Source organism: Sporolactobacillus shoreae (assembly GCF_004684935.1).
Taxonomy (GTDB): Bacteria; Bacillota; Bacilli; order Bacillales; family Sporolactobacillaceae; genus Sporolactobacillus; species Sporolactobacillus shoreae.
Window position 1 is genome coordinate 313,964 of record NZ_SRJD01000001.1, and the last position, 16,441, is coordinate 330,404.

The window sequence follows — 16,441 nt, forward strand, 5'->3', positions numbered from 1 at the left end:
GTTGTTCAGTACGCTTAAATTCGGAAGAGCATTAAGAAAATTGGCTGATGAAGCAGATAAAAAAACAGAAGAAAGAAGAAAAGCCATCGACGAAACGGCTTTGGAAAATCAGTTCCGTGTTCTTTCGAGTTTCAGAAAAAATAAAATCAGCGATGCACATTTCAGTGGTACAACGGGATACGGTTATGATGATTTTGGAAGAGAGGGGATCGAACAGGTGTATGCGGACTGCTTCGGTGCTGAATCCGGGCTTGTTCGTTCCCAGATGATTTCAGGCACTCATGCCATCACAACGGCATTATTCGGAGTGCTGCGGCCCGGTGATGAACTCATGTATATTACCGGAAAACCTTATGATACACTTGAAGGTGTCATCGGCATCACGCCATCGGGCCAAGGATCTCTTAAGGAGTTTGGTATCGGGTTCAGTATGATACCTCTCAGAGAAGGATGCATTGATACCGAGACAGTCAATCGTGCGATTACTGCCAAAACAAAAATGATTGGAATTCAGCGTTCGCGGGGGTACGGGGATCGTCCGTCCATTCCTGTCTGTCAGATTGGCGAAGCAATTACGGCAATCAAAAAAGAACATCCTGATGTGATTGTGTTTGTTGATAACTGTTATGGAGAGTTTACTGAGACGGAAGAACCTTGCCATGTCGGCGCCGATCTGATGGCCGGTTCATTGATTAAAAATCCCGGGGGTGGATTGGCGAAATCTGGAGGTTATATTGTCGGTAAGAAGGACCTGGTTTCCAAATGCGCCGAAAGGTTGACTGTACCCGGTCAGGGCAAAGAAGTTGGTCCCACATTGGGAGAATTGAAGGACCAGTATCAGGGCTTTTTTCTTGCCCCCCACATCGTGGCACAAGCTTTGAAAGGAGCCGTCTACACGGCCGCTCTGATGGAGATTCTTGGAATGGAAACTTCGCCTTCATGGGAAGCTCCGAGAACGGATTTGATTCAAACGGTCACGTTTCACGATCCGGAGCAGATGACCGCATTCTGCCAGGCCGTCCAGATGGCTTCACCGATCAACTCGAATGTTAAACCGTATCCTAGCCCCATGCCGGGTTACAAAGACAAAGTCATCATGGCTGCAGGAACATTTATACAGGGCGCAAGTCTTGAACTTACGGCGGATGGTCCGCTCCGCCCCCCATACACCCTTTATTTCCAAGGTGGGTTGACCTTTGAGCACGTAAAATCCGCACTGATGATTGCGGTCAATCATCTGGCTGAGTCGCACCTGATCGAATTTGGTGAATGATAATTGTGACAATTGTGTCAAAATCAATTATCATTGACTGTGAGATAAGCTAACATCGTTTGACAACAATATTATCAAAAGCTATAATGTTTCTGTGAAGGGGGCGTGAGGCGATATGGATGACAGTGTGCGCCGTTCAATGCCTTTGTTTTCCATGGGTATTGTCCAGAAACTGACAGGACTCTCGGCGAGGCAGATTCGCTATTATGAAGAAAATGAGCTGATTTTTCCTGAACGGACTGAAGGCAACCGTCGGGTTTTTTCTTTTAATGACGTTGATCGTTTGCTGGATATTAAGTCTCTGCTTGATGAAGGAGTAAATCTGGCCGGTATCCGGCGTGTTCTGAGTGAAAAGCCTGTAGCCGTCAATCGCCCGGCAGAAGACAAGAAAAGACTGTCCGACGCTGAACTCATGAAATTCCTTAAAACTGAACTCGTCAGTGCTGGCAAGTTCGGAAAAGCTTCGTTGATACAAGGGGAGCTTTCACGTTTTTTTAAGTGAGGATTTCCTGTATATAAATTTGTTACAAAGAAACTTATTTTGGGGAGGATCACGAATGGCAAAGTTTACGAAGGAAGACATTATTTCTAAGGTAAATGAAGCAAACGTAAAGTTCATCCGTTTGCAGTTCACTGATTTGCTCGGAATTATCAAAAATGTTGAAATTCCGGTGAGTCAGCTGGAAAAAGCTTTGGATAACAAAATTATGTTTGACGGTTCTTCTATTGAAGGATTTGTAAGAATTGAAGAATCGGACATGCTTTTGTTCCCAGACTATGACAGCTTTGTCGTATTCCCTTGGACAGCTGAAAAAGGAAAAGTTGCCCGCCTGATTTGCGATATCCACAAACCAGATGGTACGCCATTCCCAGGGGATCCTCGCAACGTCCTTAAAGCACAGCTGGAAGAAATGAAAAAACTCGGTTTCACCGCATTTAATATCGGACCGGAACCGGAATTTTTCCTGTTCAAGGTAGGCGACGATGGAAAGCCAACACTTGATCTGAACGATAATGGCGGTTACTTTGATTTGGCACCTACAGATCTTGGTGAGAACTGCCGTCGCGATATTGTACTTGAACTCGAGGACATGGGCTTTGAAATCGAAGCTTCGCACCACGAAGTGGCTCCGGGCCAGCATGAAATCGATTTTAAATATGCAGATGCTGTTAAAACCTGTGATAACATTCAAACATTTAAGCTGGTTGTGAAAACCATTGCACGTCAGCACGGATTGCACGCAACATTCATGCCGAAGCCTTTGTTCGGTGTGAATGGTTCGGGAATGCATTCAAACATGTCTCTGTTCACTGGGAAAGAAAATGCCTTCTATGATGAGAGTTCTGAAGATGGACTGAGCGCAACAGCGAAAGCATTCATTGCTGGTGTTCTGAAACATGCACGTGCCTTCACGGCTATTACCAACCCGACGGTTAACTCTTTCAAACGTCTGGTACCAGGCTATGAAGCGCCAAGCTATGTTGCATGGTCTCTCAGCAACCGCAGCGCTTTGATCCGTATCCCGGCTTCCCGTGGCTTAAGTACACGTATCGAAGTGCGCAGCGTTGACCCTGCCACCAACCCTTACCTCGGTATGGCGGCATTGCTTGCAGCCGGTCTTGACGGTATCAAAGAAAAACTGACACCTGCTGATCCTGTAGATCGCAGTATTTATGTCATGAATGACGAAGAACGTGAAGAGCTCGGCATCCATGAACTACCTGCTTCATTGAAAGAAGCTTTGGATGTTTTCAATTCTGATCCGGTTATCACCGCTGCTCTTGGTGAACATACTGTTTCCCACTTTAACGATGCAAAAGAAATTGAATGGGATATGTTCCGCACTCAGGTTCATCAGTGGGAACGCGATCAATACATGGAACAGTATTAATCAGTCTGAAATTCTCAAACCCCTTGGCGCTGCTGGCGTTGAGGGGTTTTATTATGCATTTATTTAGCGGTCAAAATCACGCGCCCGAAGATTGATCATCATCTTGACTGCTTTTTGACCGCCGGTTTAAAATTTTATCTGTATGTTTTCAAACTTCTCGATACTGTCCATCTGAATGATCTTGCTTGTGTGACCATAAAGTTCATCCGTGATGTGTTCGCTCGCATGACCAAGTCTCTCGGGTAGATCCTTCATGATCACCTGTAATCGGAAATGCTCGTTCAGATAGGTATTAACACCACTTATGGAAATAAGCTTTTTATGACCACTGCAGTATGTGTATCTATAGTTAAAACTAATATTTTGCCATATGAACCAACTATTAGAGAACGGGGAACCAGTATTACCTGCATACGGTGAATACCAACCGATAGTTTTTATCCACTATAAGTAGTTGAAAGCGGGCTATTAATAAATTGTTGGTTGCTATATTTGAATCGCGAATGGTCACATTGGTGTTCCAATCAGAAGATCTTTATTATGAATTAGTTCGATATTCGGTTTTTTTTCAAACGCATTTAATTGAATCTGCTGCATTGCTTTAGTGCTTTTAATTGGGGCATTTATTTTTTCCGCATTAGCAGGACTGATTGAAATTACGGAAAAAAATAATAAAGTTATAATTATAGGCAAAAAAAATTTTGCTTTCACAATCAATCAATCTTCGTATTATGAATATTATTCTTTATTCAAACAACTCCCAATACTGCGTGATAGTCTTTCGTTCAGATTATTTTGAAGTTCCTTGCCTTAAAAAGCGTGAAAATAATTTTGTTGCGATGTTAAGCAAGATATAAAAAAAGATCAGATTAAGTAAAAAGTTGAGTCCGTGGAACCCAAATGTACCCCCTTGATAAAAAATAATATAATGAAATGGTAATCCAAGGGTCAAAAAAGATCCTTTCCAAAAGGGGAAAACAGATACACAGATACAGATGATTAAGCTCATTATCATTTGTCGATTCTTAGAGGACCTTTTAGATTCAGGGTTAGAATTCATGTTCTTACCTCCAATCATTAGTAAAGTGGCGTCGCTTGTTCTTCCAGCTTTTGATTTTTGAAAAATTATATTAAATGATAAATCAGCTACAAGGAAACTATAAATTCTTATTTTTATAAAACTAGATGAGTAAAGCAATAGGATAAAAGCCTATAAAAATATAATAATTGTAAAATTCGACAAAATACGATATTCCTTATTACACCATGATTGAAGTGGGAATGACCTTGAAAGTTTAGGCTTTCAGGCTCTTTTTTATGTCGGAATCGATACTTTTGAATAATTGGGACAAATAAGATTTAAGTCTACCTTGCGTTAAAGTTGCAGAACTTAAATCATGTACATAAAAACCTTATTAAATCAAGTATCTGTGGAGACCGTCTTCATTTTTTAAGCGTCATCCTACAGTTATCGAATAAAAAAAAGCATCGATATTAAAGAAATTAACAAAATCAAATGATTTTGCACGGGCATACAAAATCATTTAATGCCAGACTTGGGTGTATTCTGAATCACGTGTTAAAGTTCAGGGAATAGCAATAATGGACACCAAAACGTTCGGTGTCCAGATAGAAAATATCTGTGGGTCTCTATTAATCAATAAGGCTGATGGGGATAAAACATTTCATCAATTTCCCATGATTCAACGGTTTGCCTAGCCATCATGAAATCGTATCCCATGCCCATTAGATAAGCAATTGCAGCAGTTTCGCGTAGTGCATGAGGAAATGAAGTGTGTTTCCCCTCTTTCAAACCATATTTGACTAGGGGATCAACAGCAGACAAAACCGAGTCTTTTAAGCTTTTTGCACTCGGTTTGGGATTAGGGTTGGGGTTTGGATATGGAATGGGGTTCAAATTAATGTTTGGCATTTGGTGGGAGCATTGTAAGGGTTCAAGTAATTTGGATTCTGATTCGCACGATAAGGGCCATAAAAGTCATAGCTCATTGAAATCACTCCTTGTTAATTTTAGCAACAAGAGTAATGTATGTGCTTCTTTATCATGCTCAACGGCGAATGCCTAGAAGACGAGACATTCATACAAAAAGGATAGAGCTTTGAAAGGGAGGCCTTGAATGGTGAATATAAAAGAAATTCGCCTCCTATAGTATTATCGAAATGATGGTTGAAATTGCTCACCAGACAGCTCTAACAAAGGATTGAAAATAAGATGAATTTTGGAGAAGCATTGAAACTTTAAAGTAGTTTCTTGATGCTCAGGTAGTCACTTTCAAGATCTTGTTTTATCAACCTTTTTAAATCCCGTTATTTTCTTCTGACCCCCTTTTGGGATAGCTTTTTGATTCAGACATCTTGGGCTAGCACCTAATCAGAATAAATTGCATACAAATGAAATCAGCTGAAGTCAGCAATTCTAATGCGCGAAAGAGGTTGATTAGGTGAATAATATTCAGGCTGGCGTTATTAAGAATGAATGGAACAAGGTCCTTGCATCAGGCCTCAATTTATTTGGATTGGTGGTTGTTTTAATTGGTGCAGTCATTGCCTTCAGGGCAGTCTATCGTTCATACGTCTATGCCACTGAAAATATATCGGTATGATTCCACGATCGGGGGACGCACTTCATGTATGAAGAATACACAAAACGGTTATCTGACATTCAAAAATTGATTGATTTTGCGTGCGAAAACAATATGAGTATAGACAAATTAGTATCATCATTGGAGTTATTAAAAACGATGAAATTGGATGAAACCAGGCAAGCAACAGATAACCTATTAAAAGGATCTGATGATTTGTTTAAAAAAATACTTGGAAATATTGAAATGTAGCATCCTTTGCGGTGCTTTTTTTAATGGATGATAGAAGACTTATTTTTGAAGAAAGTATAAGAGAGCACCCGGTAGTGGGACGCCCTCTGAAGGAGTGATCTAAAGATGGACCGATGGTTACGGATTAACTCAAAAGGTGGCAAGATTGGATTAATAAACGAAAGAAGCACCAATGATAATGAGCAAAATGAACAATACAATGATCAAGGCGAACCCTCGGCCAAATCCATAGCCACCATATCCGTATCCGTGACCGCAGCCGCACGCACCGTCAACAGGATAACCAGGATAACCAGGATAACCCCACATAAAAGACACCCCCTTATCGATTGATGATGCATTATATGAGCGGATAGACGGATGAGGAATGATTAATATGCCCAATTGAGAAGTGCAGATAGGGCGAACCCAAAAATTTGCATCACCCCTGCATCAAATTTTATTTGTTTAAAATTTTATCTAACCCGTGAGTGAGATGTGAGAGAAAGTATGGTTGCCCATTTCGTACTCCTCAACGACCTCACATTTAACAAGATACGGATAAACCAGCATGCATTTACCGATCAGAAAAAAGGTGGCTTTGGCATGGTATTGCTTAAGCACATCGAGTATTTGGGGCGTGTAGACTGGGTGGGGTCCGTCATCAAAAGTCAGAGCAACGAGCTTCTGATGATTCGAAACTTCCCCAACGACGTTTCCCTTGGGGTCATAGTCAAAACGATCAATCATGGCATTAGCTGTTTTACCAAAAACACATTGTAACAGCATGCCGAAAGATAGTAAGAAAAATGAAATCTTAACCTAGTAACAACATTCTTAACAACGTCGCTTCTCTATTTTCGAAGACGGTGCAATACGCAACAGTGGCATGGAGCCATGATTATTTTCTTTTGAATAGGCAAAAATAAAGAAAAAAATAAAGGGGAATTACCTTGAATTTTTTCGAGATATTAGAAAGATCACTCGGAGCTTTTTTTATATTGCTGCTTTTGACACGAGTTTTGGGAAAAACTCAGTTAAATCACTCAACTGCTTTCAATTATGCAACTGGTATTACCTTAGGATCGATTACCGCAAATATTGTAATTGACAAGAATATTTCTGTTTTCCAGGGCTTTGTAAGCTTGGGCATTTGGACAACTGCTACGCTTTTCATTGGTTACCTAAGCCTTAAATCGTCCAGAGCAAGAACAATTCTTAATGGTGAACCCTCAATTATTATAAAGAAAGGGAAAATCGTTGAAAAAGCCATGCGATCGTCGAAACTGAACATGGATACCTTAAAAATGCTGCTTAGATGTAATCATATTTTTACCATTGAAGATGTTGACTATGCGATTCTTGAAACAGATGGTCAATTAGCTGTACTTAAAAAATCTGGTCGGCAAACGGTAACCAGGCGGGATATTCAAGTTACGTCGGCGGAACCCTTATATTTACCGTCTGAAATCATCGTTGACGGGAAAATTGTTGTGCATAATTTAGAAGAGCTAAACCTGACTAGAGAATGGGTGCAAGCTCAAATAAAAAATTTTGGAATTAATTCAATTAACGACGTTTTTTATGCTGAACTTCAGAGTGACGGAACGCTTCATATTGACAAAAGAGAGATTTACTAGTCACGTCACGATCTGTGAATCAATCCAGAAAAGATGTTATCAGGAATTATTTATCTGAGAAAAGGTAAAAAGGGCACCCTGGTGTGAGGTACCCTCAAGCAAAGGAGGTGCTGAATGGAACCGATGGTTAAACGGCCCCATGATTAGTAACAGAATGCGGTTCCAACAATGATCAACAGAATGAAAAGGACGGCGATCAGGGCAAAGCTATTGCCGTGACTAAAGCCACCGCTATATCCGCCATCACTCAATTTATTCACCTTTTCGCACTGACTGCCTCAACATCTGAAATTCTCTCAATTATTTTGGCGACATCTGCCTGTTCCTCAACAAGGAGATAAGAGCTGATCGCTGTCTCATTGATAAGCATATATTTGGTTGCAAGATAATCTGATACCTTGCCGTCAAGGCCGGCTTTCTCAAATTGCTTTGCTATTTCAACTCGTACTTCGTATAATTTTTGATAGATTTTTTCCTTTTCGTGTTTCAATCCTTTCGCCTCTTTCAGTTGTTTCCAGGTCTTATGATTCATGTGCGGTCATCAAAACTATTTTTCTAACAAAAAATCAGAGGCTGGTCGTTTCGCGCGGCCAGTTCCATCCCCCCAGCTAAGGATAATGCTTCCTCGACATAGTCTTCTTCGCTCCAGTCAGCGACCAGCTCCCTCAGTCTTGGTGCCACTTGTGAACACTCTTTGGCGGTCATTTCGCCTTCACAGTCTGAGTGGTTGAGGAGCGGAATGATCGCGTCATCGAAATCGCTGAAGCGTGTATTTCCTCCAAATCCTTCCATCCTATTCAGATCCATTCCAATTTCTCTGGCTAACTTTTCTCTGAAGTCATGAAAAAGGCCGTAACTCCAGTGCGCGTCGCAGTGGCTGAAATTTAATCCCATGTTTCATTCTCCCCTTAATGAAGTGTTATAGCTTCAATGCCTGATTCATTTATAAAAAAAAATTCGGCAGGGATCAAACGGGTAAAATAAGGATTTTTTATTGTTTGAAGTACTTTATAAACAAAAAGTGTGAAATTTCATTATGGGGAAAGTGTATTTTTAAAAATATAGAGCTTTATTAATCGGAGCACAATGAAGTAAGAAGGACAATTAAAAATGGAGTCAGTTAAGCCATAATGATCTTCACGGTCATTTTGCAGTTTTTTTGGATCTAATGATTTCACCTGGATATACATTCATCATTGGCGTTGAACCGGCGGTATAATTGACTACCTCATAAAAATGTTCAAATGCGCTGACGTATTCGTCAATATTTTCTCTCGGATGCTTCTCCATATAAGCGATGGTCAGATCCTTCGCAATCTCACTGAAAAACATCGGACTTTTATTGTCTTCGCTCATGTAATCTCTCCTATTGTAGAAATTTGCTCCAGCAACCCAAGTCAGTCCGTAGCTATAATTTATATCGTGCGAAACCGCTTTTTTCTTTATGTTTTTCCAGGTGACTCATACGAAACAAAAAGAATTGTGTCAAAGAAATACAATTTTAGGTACTATTAAAATTTTAACAAGGACTTGTTTGTGATATCATTATAAAAAGAATTTCCATTTTCCGGCTGCCAAAGGGAGAAAACCATGGGAACTTATATGAAACAAAACCGAACGTTCAGGCTTGTGTTAATCAGTATCTTTACAGCGATCATTATTCTTCAGAACTTTGTCCCTTTTTTGGGAAATATCCAAATTGGAGCATTTAGCTTGACTCTGATGCATATCACTGTCATTATCGTTGCCATTGCTCTTGGACCTCTTGATGGTGCGATTATCGGTGGTATTTGGGGTGTGATTACGTTTATCAGAGCATTTACTTTTCCAAGCAGCCCGATCGCACCAATCATTTTCACGAATCCTCTGATCTCAATTCTCCCTAGGATACTCATTGGAGTGGTTGCGGGGTATACTTTTTTGGCTCTCAGAAAAACAAAACTGTTTGAAGTTGGATCGATGTCTATAGCCGCGCTTTTGGGGGCGCTGACAAACACTGTGCTCGTACTTGGTCTAACCTATGTCTTTTTCAGACTTCATTTTATTATTTTTACCAGTATGAATTTGAATGCGGATCAGGTTCTTCCATTCCTTCTGGGCATCGTTTTCACTAATGGAATTTTTGAAGCCGCAGCGGCAGTTGTTATAGCTCCAACAATTGCCAGGATATTGATTCATATCAGTCAGAAAAACTAATATCTACATTTTCATTCCGAATCAATAGAATTGTTGAAATGCGGCATCCGTGAAAGTGGGTGCCGCATTTCAATATTTTTACGCATGATGGATTGTACTGAACTAAAACTCCCATCCGGTGGGAAAGCGCTGACTGTATCCTACCTGTGGTGTGGAAATGGAAAGAGGAACGGGAAAGCAAAAAGAGAGAATGGAAATAAGAAACGGCGAAAACGGCGGAATCTGGGCCGTTGCCCGGTAAACTGTCTCTGATCTTCCTCAATATCTTCGGGAACAAGTATCACAATGCCATCATTCCTGATGCCATCAATAATGCCTTCCTGTCTGGATCCGTCTTTTAATTGCGCAATGACGTGATAATTCATGTACTTCCGACCGATATTTTGGATTTCTGCCTTGTTGTCAGAGTTCTCCGGGTCCCTCATGGTCATTTCATGTGGTGTATACAATGGCTGATTCATCGGCCACTGGCCGTAGTTATCAGACATGTTCGTCACTCCTTTTTTACCAGGATATTCACCCAAAAAGTACATGTGACATGACCCTGTTCAGAAAGTCCCGACCATATTTTTAAGGCATAGAAAGAGCGGGACTCTCATCCCGCTCTTTCTGAAATTTGTCAGACCACTTAATTCTTTCAAGATTCTATTTTTGCCTTTCTGCGCTGCCTGTACTGTGACCATTGAAAATGTATGAAGCAGCCGATGCAGAAGCCGAGAATAGCAATGAATGCTGCCAATCCTACGATCGCCGTGAAAACAATTGCCAGAACAGTCCAATGGATGAGATAGCTAAAAAATCCGACAATGAGACAGGACACAGCAATTGTCTGGTTAAATTTTTGCTGATCACGGTCCTCTGGAACATAAAAGGATGCTGGTTTTCTTAAAAAATGTTTCGCAAGCTGCATCACTGGATTGTAGTGGAACAAAAGGCCGGACAATCCGGACAGAAGGGGAAGCAGGAGAACCCAGTAAAAACCTGTGATCCACGTAGCAGCAACACTGGCGACGATAACCCACTGATTGGTACGGACAAGAGGACGAGGGATGGATGAAGGACGCTGAGACAATTTAATCACACCTTTCCCATATGAATATATTAATATTACACTTTTCCATACATCATGTGAATCCTTTTGCACTGAACTTCTTGTAAGACTTTTGCATAACGAATAGAATAAATAGGAATCGGCTGTTTGAAGGCCGTCATATGAATTTTACGATGCGACCTTATGAGAGGTCAGTTCGACTTAAATTATTGCGGATCAGGTGATTTTTTGTCACAAATCAGTAAACGGGGCTTTAGTGCCAACTTGTTCAGGGGAGCCGAAACCATTTTTAAGTGTCCGGTTTGCGGAGAACGAATCAGAGTGGTCGAAACGAGAAGCATAATCTGCCCGAACCATCACACGTTTGATTTTGCCAAACAGGGTTATGTCAATCTAGTGCCCCACTCCGTGCGCAGCGACTATGACCGTGACTTGTTTGAAGCCCGGAGAAAAATCATTGCGGATTGCGGTTTCTTTGATCCGCTGATAGAGAAGATCGTTTCATTAGTCGGATTGCAAAAGAACAATGGGAGAGATCCCTTTTATTTGCTGGATATGGGCTGTGGGGAAGGATCACACCTTTCAACTATCTGCGGCCAGCTGCGAACGGGAGGGAGTTCAGATATTAGGGGAATTGGTATAGATCTTTCAAAGGCGGGAATACATCAGGCGGCTTCAGAATACTCACAGGAGATGTGGGCGGTTGCGGATCTGGCGAACCCTCCGCTCAATGATCGGACGATCAGCGTGATTCTGAATATCCTTTCCCCCTCAAATTACAATGTATTTGACCGTCTGCTTAAAGAGGACGGAATGGCTATCAAGGTTGTGCCGCGTAGCGGTTATTTACATGAATTGAGGGACTTTTTCTTCAATGACACTGAAAAAAGGATCTATTCCAATTCGGATATTATTGAGAATTTCAGGCTTCACTTTCGCGCTTTTCAATCATTCAAAATACACTATGTGAAGAAATTAAGCCATGACGCTATGCAATCCCTTATACGGATGACGCCGCTTACATGGAAAGCGGGCGAGGAGAGGCGACGGCAGTGGATGGACGGGGGATCCTCAGAGATTACGATTGATCTCGATTTAATTGCAGGAAGAAAAAAAGACATCATCCATTGAAAACGAATTTTGTAAGCGCTGAATGTTTTTGATGCAAAACGATTGATTTTGAATGAAAGCGTGTTAAAATAATGTCGTGGAGGAAAAGAATATGTTAGCTGAAGAACGACAGCAGATTATTTTGCAGAAGCTTGCCGAATCACCTGTGGTCAAACTGCAGGATCTGGTACAGGATCTTAAAGCTTCGGAATCGACAGTTCGCCGCGATCTGCAGGAACTCGAAGCCTGTCATCTGCTGCGTCGGGTGCATGGCGGGGCCTCGTTGCTGCAACCACGCAGTGAGGAGCTGGATATGGAAACGAAAACCTCCAAAAACGTTCAGCAAAAAAAGGCGGTCGCTCGGTTGGCGGCGGATCAGATCAAGGATAATGAGTGTATCTATCTTGACGCAGGAACTACGACCCTAGAAATGATACCTTATATTAAAGCTGCAAATGTAACCGTTGTCACTAATGGCCCTGCCCATGGCGAAGAACTGGCGAGGAAAAATGTCGTCTGTTACTTAATCGGGGGAATAATGAAACGGACGACGAAGGCCGTGATCGGGAGCATGGCTTTGCAGAATCTGAATTTATTTCGCTTCGATAAAGCTTTTATTGGGACGAACGGGATCGATAAGCAAATGGGTTTTACCACACCGGATCCTGAGGAGGCAGCCGTGAAAAAGCGTGCTCAGTCGCTTTCAGCTCAAACATTTGTTGTTGCTGACAGCAGCAAATTTTCCGAAGTGTCTTTCTGCAAGATGTTTGATCTTGGTCAGGCAGCCATCATTACTGATAAAATGCCTGATATCATAGAATCTGAAATAATGGGCAGGACAAAAATCTATTGCGCTGATCAGGATTCGGATCCTGCATTTGTACCGGTAAAGCATTAATGGTTTGTGGAATGGATTCATAAATTCGAACCCGTACAGGAACTTTTTTCCTGAGATATTGGGAAAATAAATACTGCCGCATCTGCAGAAAACAGTGTATTGTGTATTACTTTTAAAACAACAGGGAGTGAATTTAAAGTGAAAATTACGGATCTAATGATTGAACGCGCCATGGTGATAGACATGCAGGCGACAACAAAAGAAGAAGCCATAGACGAGCTCATTTCCAGCCTTGATAAGAACGGGCGGATTAATGATCCGAAGCTCTTCAAAGAAATGATTCTGAAGAGGGAAGCGGAATCAAGTACAGGGATTGGCGATGGAATTGCCATGCCGCATGCGAAGACAAAAGCGGTCAATGAGGCAACTGTTGTGTTTGGGCGCAGTAAAAATGGTGTGGATTATAAGGCTCTGGACGGACAACCTTCCTATCTTTTCTTTATGATTGCGGCGCCTGAGGGGGCAGCTAATGTACATTTACAGACGCTCGCCGCACTTTCACGGCTTCTGATTGACCAGGACTTCGTGGCTCAGGTTAAGAAAGCTGATACACCTGCTGAAGTAGCCAAACTGTTTGATGAAAAGCAGGCAGAGAAAGAAGCAAAAGAAAAAGCTGATGAGAGTCAGCATGAACAAAAAGCTTCAGATGACGGAAGTTTTGTTGTCGCGGTTACCGCGTGCCCGACAGGAATTGCTCATACGTATATGGCGGAAGACGCTTTGAAGAAAAAGGCTGAAGAATTGGGTGTTCCGATCCGTGTCGAAACAAATGGTTCGGAAGGCGCAAAGCATGTTTTGACCAGAGATGAAATTGCGCGTGCAGCGGGGGTCATTGTCGCGGCAGACAAGAAGGTTGAAATGGCGCGTTTTGATGGCAAAAAAGTTTTGCAGACACCGGTCAGTGACGGTATCCGCAAGCCTGAAGAACTCATTAATAAGATTCTGAATGGACAGGCTCCTGTTTATCACGCGGAAGGTGGAGCGGAAGCAGCCTCAGCGCCAGGAGAAGGCGGCTCGGTGTGGAGCAAGATCTATAAAGATCTGATGAACGGTATTTCTCACATGCTTCCATTCGTTGTGGGTGGTGGTATTCTCCTTGCCATCTCATTTATATTTGAAAGACTAGGCAAAGATAATACAATTTATCAGATGCTCAGTGCTGTTGCGGGTGGGGACACCGGCGCGTTCCACTTTCTAATCGCGATTCTGGCAGGCTATATCGCCGTAAGTATTGGCGACCGGCCGGCTCTGATGCCCGGTGTTGTCGGTGGTTTCATGGCCTATTCGTCAAACGCGGGCTTTCTTGGCGGCCTTGCGGCAGGTTTTCTCGCAGGCTGGCTGGTTGTCCTGCTCAAGAAGGTATTCTCAGGTCTGCCAAAGACGCTGGACGGTTTAAAGCCAATACTTCTTTATCCGGTTTTTGGCCTCCTTCTTACAGGCGGGCTAATGTATTACATTTTTGATCCGATCTTCAAGTGGATCAACAGCGGCCTAGTTGGCGGTCTGGGCCACCTTGGAACGGGGAATGCTATATTACTCGGCATCGTTCTCGGAGGCATGATGGCTGTCGATATGGGCGGCCCTGTAAATAAAGCGGCATATACATTTGCAATCGGTGTCTTCACAAGCGGGGCTGCGAATGGCGGATTGATGATGGCTGCAGTTATGGCTGGTGGCATGGTGCCCCCACTTGCAATTGCCCTGGCTTCGACATTCTTTAAGGATAAATTTACGGAAGATGAACGAAAAGCAGGTATCACAAACTATGTTCTCGGCCTTTCTTTCATAACGGAAGGCGCGATTCCGTTTGCAGCATCCGATCCACTGCGAGTGATCGGCTCAAGCGTTGTCGGAGCTGCGATTGCTGGCGGGCTGACACAGTTGTGGAGCGCTAATATCCCTGCACCGCACGGCGGCATTTTCGTTGTTCTGTTAAGTAGTCATCCGTTCCTTTTCATCTTGTCTATACTGATCGGAGCAGTGATTTCCGGCCTTATACTGGGTCTATGGAAAAAGACAATTGTCCAGAAGAAGAGTTAAGCATTTTACTTTAAATTTCTTAATGAGCACTTATGTATTTGAGCACGACGGGATCGGTCCTCAGGGACTTGATCCCGTTTTTTTGATCTTGAAAAAATCAGTGAAATTGATATTTCAAAAAAATCGAAGCCTCAGAAAATTAAACTTTGGGGATAGTATTTAAATATTAGCTGGAGGTTCGGTATAGATAAATGCTATTAGATAAAACAAAACCCGGAATCCGGGTTTTGTCGAAAAACGATATTTTTTTGGAATTTAAGCTTTTGTCGATGCTGATGCAAGAGATGAAGACTTTTTAACTTTATTGATACCATACAGCTGAATGAATAATAGCACTAATCCGATTAATGAGAGAAGGGGGGCGGTCAGTGACAAAAATTTAATGGGCAGAAAGTTTACGGATATGCCACCAACAAATGCGCCGGTCGCGTTTCCGACATTCATCGCAGACTGATTCAACGTGCTGGAAAGCATCGGGGCATCTTTTGAAAGCAGCATACTTCTATACTGAAGGATCGGGCCTTGTGAAAAGGCAAGGACGCCGAATATAAATACCGCCAATATCATTGGAAGCGCGAAAGGCTGAACGAAGAAAAGTACGATGAAGAATAACAACAGAATAATGAGCAGCCCGACTAATGACTGATTCATTTTCCAGTCTGCCAGTTTGCCGCCAATTAAGTTGCCGACTGTAACTCCAATACCAAAAACAACAAGGGTTATGTCTACCGCCTGATCACTAAAGTGGGTGACTTCCCGAAGCACCGGTGTTATGTAGGTGAAAAAGGCAAAGACACTTCCGAAACTGAATAATGAAATCAGCAAGGTAATCCATAACCGACCGCTTTTCAGAATGGCTAATTCGGTAAAAAGGGATGTTTTTTGCTTATTTCCCTGTTTTGGAACAAGCAAAAAAAGTCCGGCAACAGCGATAAGTCCGATGATACTAATGATCAGGAAGCTGGCACGCCAGCCCAGGCGTTGACCGATCAGAGTTCCAAAGGGAACACCAACAATATTGGCTACAGTCAGACCGGAAAACATCAGTGCCATTGCAGATGCTTGTTTATTCTTCGGTACAAGGCTTGCGGCCATAATGGCTCCGAGTCCGAAAAAAGAACCATGCGCTAGAGCGGTAACCACTCTGCTCAGCATGAGTAGTCCGTAATTGACGGATAACGCGGCGAACAGGTTACCGACACTGAAAATGCCCATAAGAAGCATTAATACACTTTTTCGGGCCATTTTATAAGTAGCAATCACAATCAGCGGACCACCGATAGCCACACTCAATGCATAGCCTGTAATCAGCTGTCCGGCGGCCGCCGTTGAAACATGCAGATCTGATGCGACGTTGGGCAGGAGACCCATAATGACAAATTCAGTCATGCCGATCGCGAAAGCGCCGATGACAAGTGTCCATAGTGACAACGGATAAGTTTTCATGATGATCCTCCTTAGTTTATAAACAAAAAAATTTTAGCAAATGAGATCTGATATGTGAAAT

The 16,441-nt window shown here is 42.4% G+C and carries 21 protein-coding genes; 10 read left to right on the forward strand and 11 right to left on the reverse strand.

The annotated features are described in order from the left end of the window. Position 1: 1 nt before the first annotated feature. The 3 genes from E4665_RS01480 (at position 2) to glnA (ending at position 3,165) form a co-directional block, all read left to right on the forward strand. The gene (locus E4665_RS01480) at positions 2–1,273 is read left to right on the forward strand and encodes a methionine gamma-lyase family protein (RefSeq protein ID WP_422067237.1); all 1,272 of its coding nucleotides are present in this window, start codon (positions 2–4) and stop codon (positions 1,271–1,273) included. A 115-nt stretch (positions 1,274–1,388) separates the two neighbouring features. Further along, a complete protein-coding gene (locus tag E4665_RS01485; RefSeq protein ID WP_135347022.1) occupies positions 1,389–1,775 on the forward strand; it encodes a MerR family transcriptional regulator in 387 nt (128 codons plus the stop codon). Between the two features lie 55 nt (positions 1,776–1,830). Then, complete coding sequence (glnA, locus tag E4665_RS01490) at positions 1,831–3,165, forward strand: type I glutamate--ammonia ligase (protein ID WP_135347023.1); 1,335 nt, start codon at positions 1,831–1,833, stop codon at positions 3,163–3,165. A 507-nt stretch (positions 3,166–3,672) separates the two neighbouring features. Here the strand turns inward: glnA and E4665_RS01495 are convergent. After that, a complete protein-coding gene (locus tag E4665_RS01495; RefSeq protein ID WP_135347024.1) occupies positions 3,673–3,876 on the reverse strand; it encodes a hypothetical protein in 204 nt (67 codons plus the stop codon). 946 nt (positions 3,877–4,822) lie between these two features. Then, the gene (locus E4665_RS01500; RefSeq protein ID WP_241654583.1) at positions 4,823–5,098 is read right to left on the reverse strand and encodes a hypothetical protein; all 276 of its coding nucleotides are present in this window, start codon (positions 5,096–5,098) and stop codon (positions 4,823–4,825) included. 529 nt (positions 5,099–5,627) lie between these two features. On the opposite strand from E4665_RS01500, the gene E4665_RS18035 reads away from it, so the two are divergent. Together E4665_RS18035 and E4665_RS01505 are read left to right on the forward strand one after the other, a co-directional pair. After that, positions 5,628–5,789, forward strand: coding sequence for a hypothetical protein (locus tag E4665_RS18035; RefSeq protein WP_167815072.1), 162 nt, complete (start codon positions 5,628–5,630; stop codon positions 5,787–5,789). A gap of 24 nt (positions 5,790–5,813) precedes the next feature. Next, complete coding sequence (locus E4665_RS01505; protein ID WP_135347025.1) at positions 5,814–6,020, forward strand: hypothetical protein; 207 nt, start codon at positions 5,814–5,816, stop codon at positions 6,018–6,020. A gap of 150 nt (positions 6,021–6,170) precedes the next feature. Here E4665_RS01505 and E4665_RS01510 read toward each other — a convergent pair whose 3' ends face one another. Both E4665_RS01510 and E4665_RS01515 read right to left on the reverse strand, forming a co-directional pair. Further along, the gene (locus E4665_RS01510; protein ID WP_135347026.1) at positions 6,171–6,329 is read right to left on the reverse strand and encodes a YjcZ family sporulation protein; all 159 of its coding nucleotides are present in this window, start codon (positions 6,327–6,329) and stop codon (positions 6,171–6,173) included. A 150-nt stretch (positions 6,330–6,479) separates the two neighbouring features. Beyond that, a complete protein-coding gene (locus E4665_RS01515; RefSeq protein WP_241654584.1) occupies positions 6,480–6,749 on the reverse strand; it encodes a polysaccharide deacetylase family protein in 270 nt (89 codons plus the stop codon). Positions 6,750–6,952: 203 nt separating this feature from the next. On the opposite strand from E4665_RS01515, the gene E4665_RS01520 reads away from it, so the two are divergent. Further along, positions 6,953–7,639, forward strand: a complete 687-nt coding sequence (locus tag E4665_RS01520) for a YetF domain-containing protein (protein WP_135347028.1) — start codon at positions 6,953–6,955, stop codon at positions 7,637–7,639. A 143-nt stretch (positions 7,640–7,782) separates the two neighbouring features. On the opposite strand, the gene E4665_RS01525 is transcribed toward E4665_RS01520, so the two are convergent. The 4 genes from E4665_RS01525 to E4665_RS01540 all read right to left on the reverse strand — a co-directional run bounded on the left by E4665_RS01525 (position 7,783) and on the right by E4665_RS01540 (position 8,995). Further along, positions 7,783–7,899 carry a YjcZ family sporulation protein gene (locus E4665_RS01525; RefSeq protein WP_241654586.1) on the reverse strand — a complete coding sequence of 39 codons (117 nt, stop codon included), beginning with the start codon at positions 7,897–7,899 and terminating at the stop codon, positions 7,783–7,785. Next, the gene (locus tag E4665_RS01530; protein ID WP_135347030.1) at positions 7,896–8,129 is read right to left on the reverse strand and encodes a hypothetical protein; all 234 of its coding nucleotides are present in this window, start codon (positions 8,127–8,129) and stop codon (positions 7,896–7,898) included. The genes E4665_RS01525 and E4665_RS01530 overlap by 4 nt, the downstream gene beginning before the upstream one ends. Before the next feature lie 65 nt (positions 8,130–8,194). Next, the gene (locus tag E4665_RS01535) at positions 8,195–8,533 is read right to left on the reverse strand and encodes a hypothetical protein (RefSeq protein WP_135347031.1); all 339 of its coding nucleotides are present in this window, start codon (positions 8,531–8,533) and stop codon (positions 8,195–8,197) included. 249 nt (positions 8,534–8,782) lie between these two features. Beyond that, on the reverse strand, positions 8,783–8,995 hold the full coding sequence (locus E4665_RS01540; RefSeq protein WP_135347032.1) for a hypothetical protein: 213 nt from the start codon (positions 8,993–8,995) through the stop codon (positions 8,783–8,785). Positions 8,996–9,229: 234 nt separating this feature from the next. Here E4665_RS01540 and E4665_RS01545 point away from each other — a divergent pair, with 234 nt between their 5' ends. Further along, positions 9,230–9,835 (forward strand): ECF transporter S component, encoded by a 606-nt coding sequence (locus tag E4665_RS01545; protein ID WP_135347033.1) that lies wholly within the window; start codon positions 9,230–9,232, stop codon positions 9,833–9,835. A 140-nt stretch (positions 9,836–9,975) separates the two neighbouring features. On the opposite strand, the gene E4665_RS01550 is transcribed toward E4665_RS01545, so the two are convergent. Both E4665_RS01550 and E4665_RS01555 read right to left on the reverse strand, forming a co-directional pair. Beyond that, positions 9,976–10,323 (reverse strand): hypothetical protein, encoded by a 348-nt coding sequence (locus E4665_RS01550; RefSeq protein ID WP_135347034.1) that lies wholly within the window; start codon positions 10,321–10,323, stop codon positions 9,976–9,978. 149 nt (positions 10,324–10,472) lie between these two features. Then, the gene (locus E4665_RS01555) at positions 10,473–10,907 is read right to left on the reverse strand and encodes a DUF4395 domain-containing protein (RefSeq protein ID WP_135347035.1); all 435 of its coding nucleotides are present in this window, start codon (positions 10,905–10,907) and stop codon (positions 10,473–10,475) included. A 162-nt stretch (positions 10,908–11,069) separates the two neighbouring features. Between E4665_RS01555 and E4665_RS01560 the strand changes: the two genes are divergently transcribed. From E4665_RS01560 to E4665_RS01570, 3 genes are all read left to right on the forward strand, one after another. Next, complete coding sequence (locus E4665_RS01560) at positions 11,070–12,017, forward strand: putative RNA methyltransferase (protein WP_338325991.1); 948 nt, start codon at positions 11,070–11,072, stop codon at positions 12,015–12,017. A 91-nt stretch (positions 12,018–12,108) separates the two neighbouring features. After that, entirely contained in the window at positions 12,109–12,894 is a 786-nt protein-coding gene (locus E4665_RS01565) for a DeoR/GlpR family DNA-binding transcription regulator (protein ID WP_135347037.1), read from the forward strand. Positions 12,895–13,032: 138 nt separating this feature from the next. After that, positions 13,033–14,934 carry a PTS fructose transporter subunit IIABC gene (locus E4665_RS01570; protein WP_135347038.1) on the forward strand — a complete coding sequence of 634 codons (1,902 nt, stop codon included), beginning with the start codon at positions 13,033–13,035 and terminating at the stop codon, positions 14,932–14,934. Between the two features lie 255 nt (positions 14,935–15,189). On the opposite strand, the gene E4665_RS01575 is transcribed toward E4665_RS01570, so the two are convergent. Next, entirely contained in the window at positions 15,190–16,380 is a 1,191-nt protein-coding gene (locus E4665_RS01575) for an MFS transporter (protein ID WP_135347039.1), read from the reverse strand. Positions 16,381–16,441 lie beyond the last annotated feature (61 nt).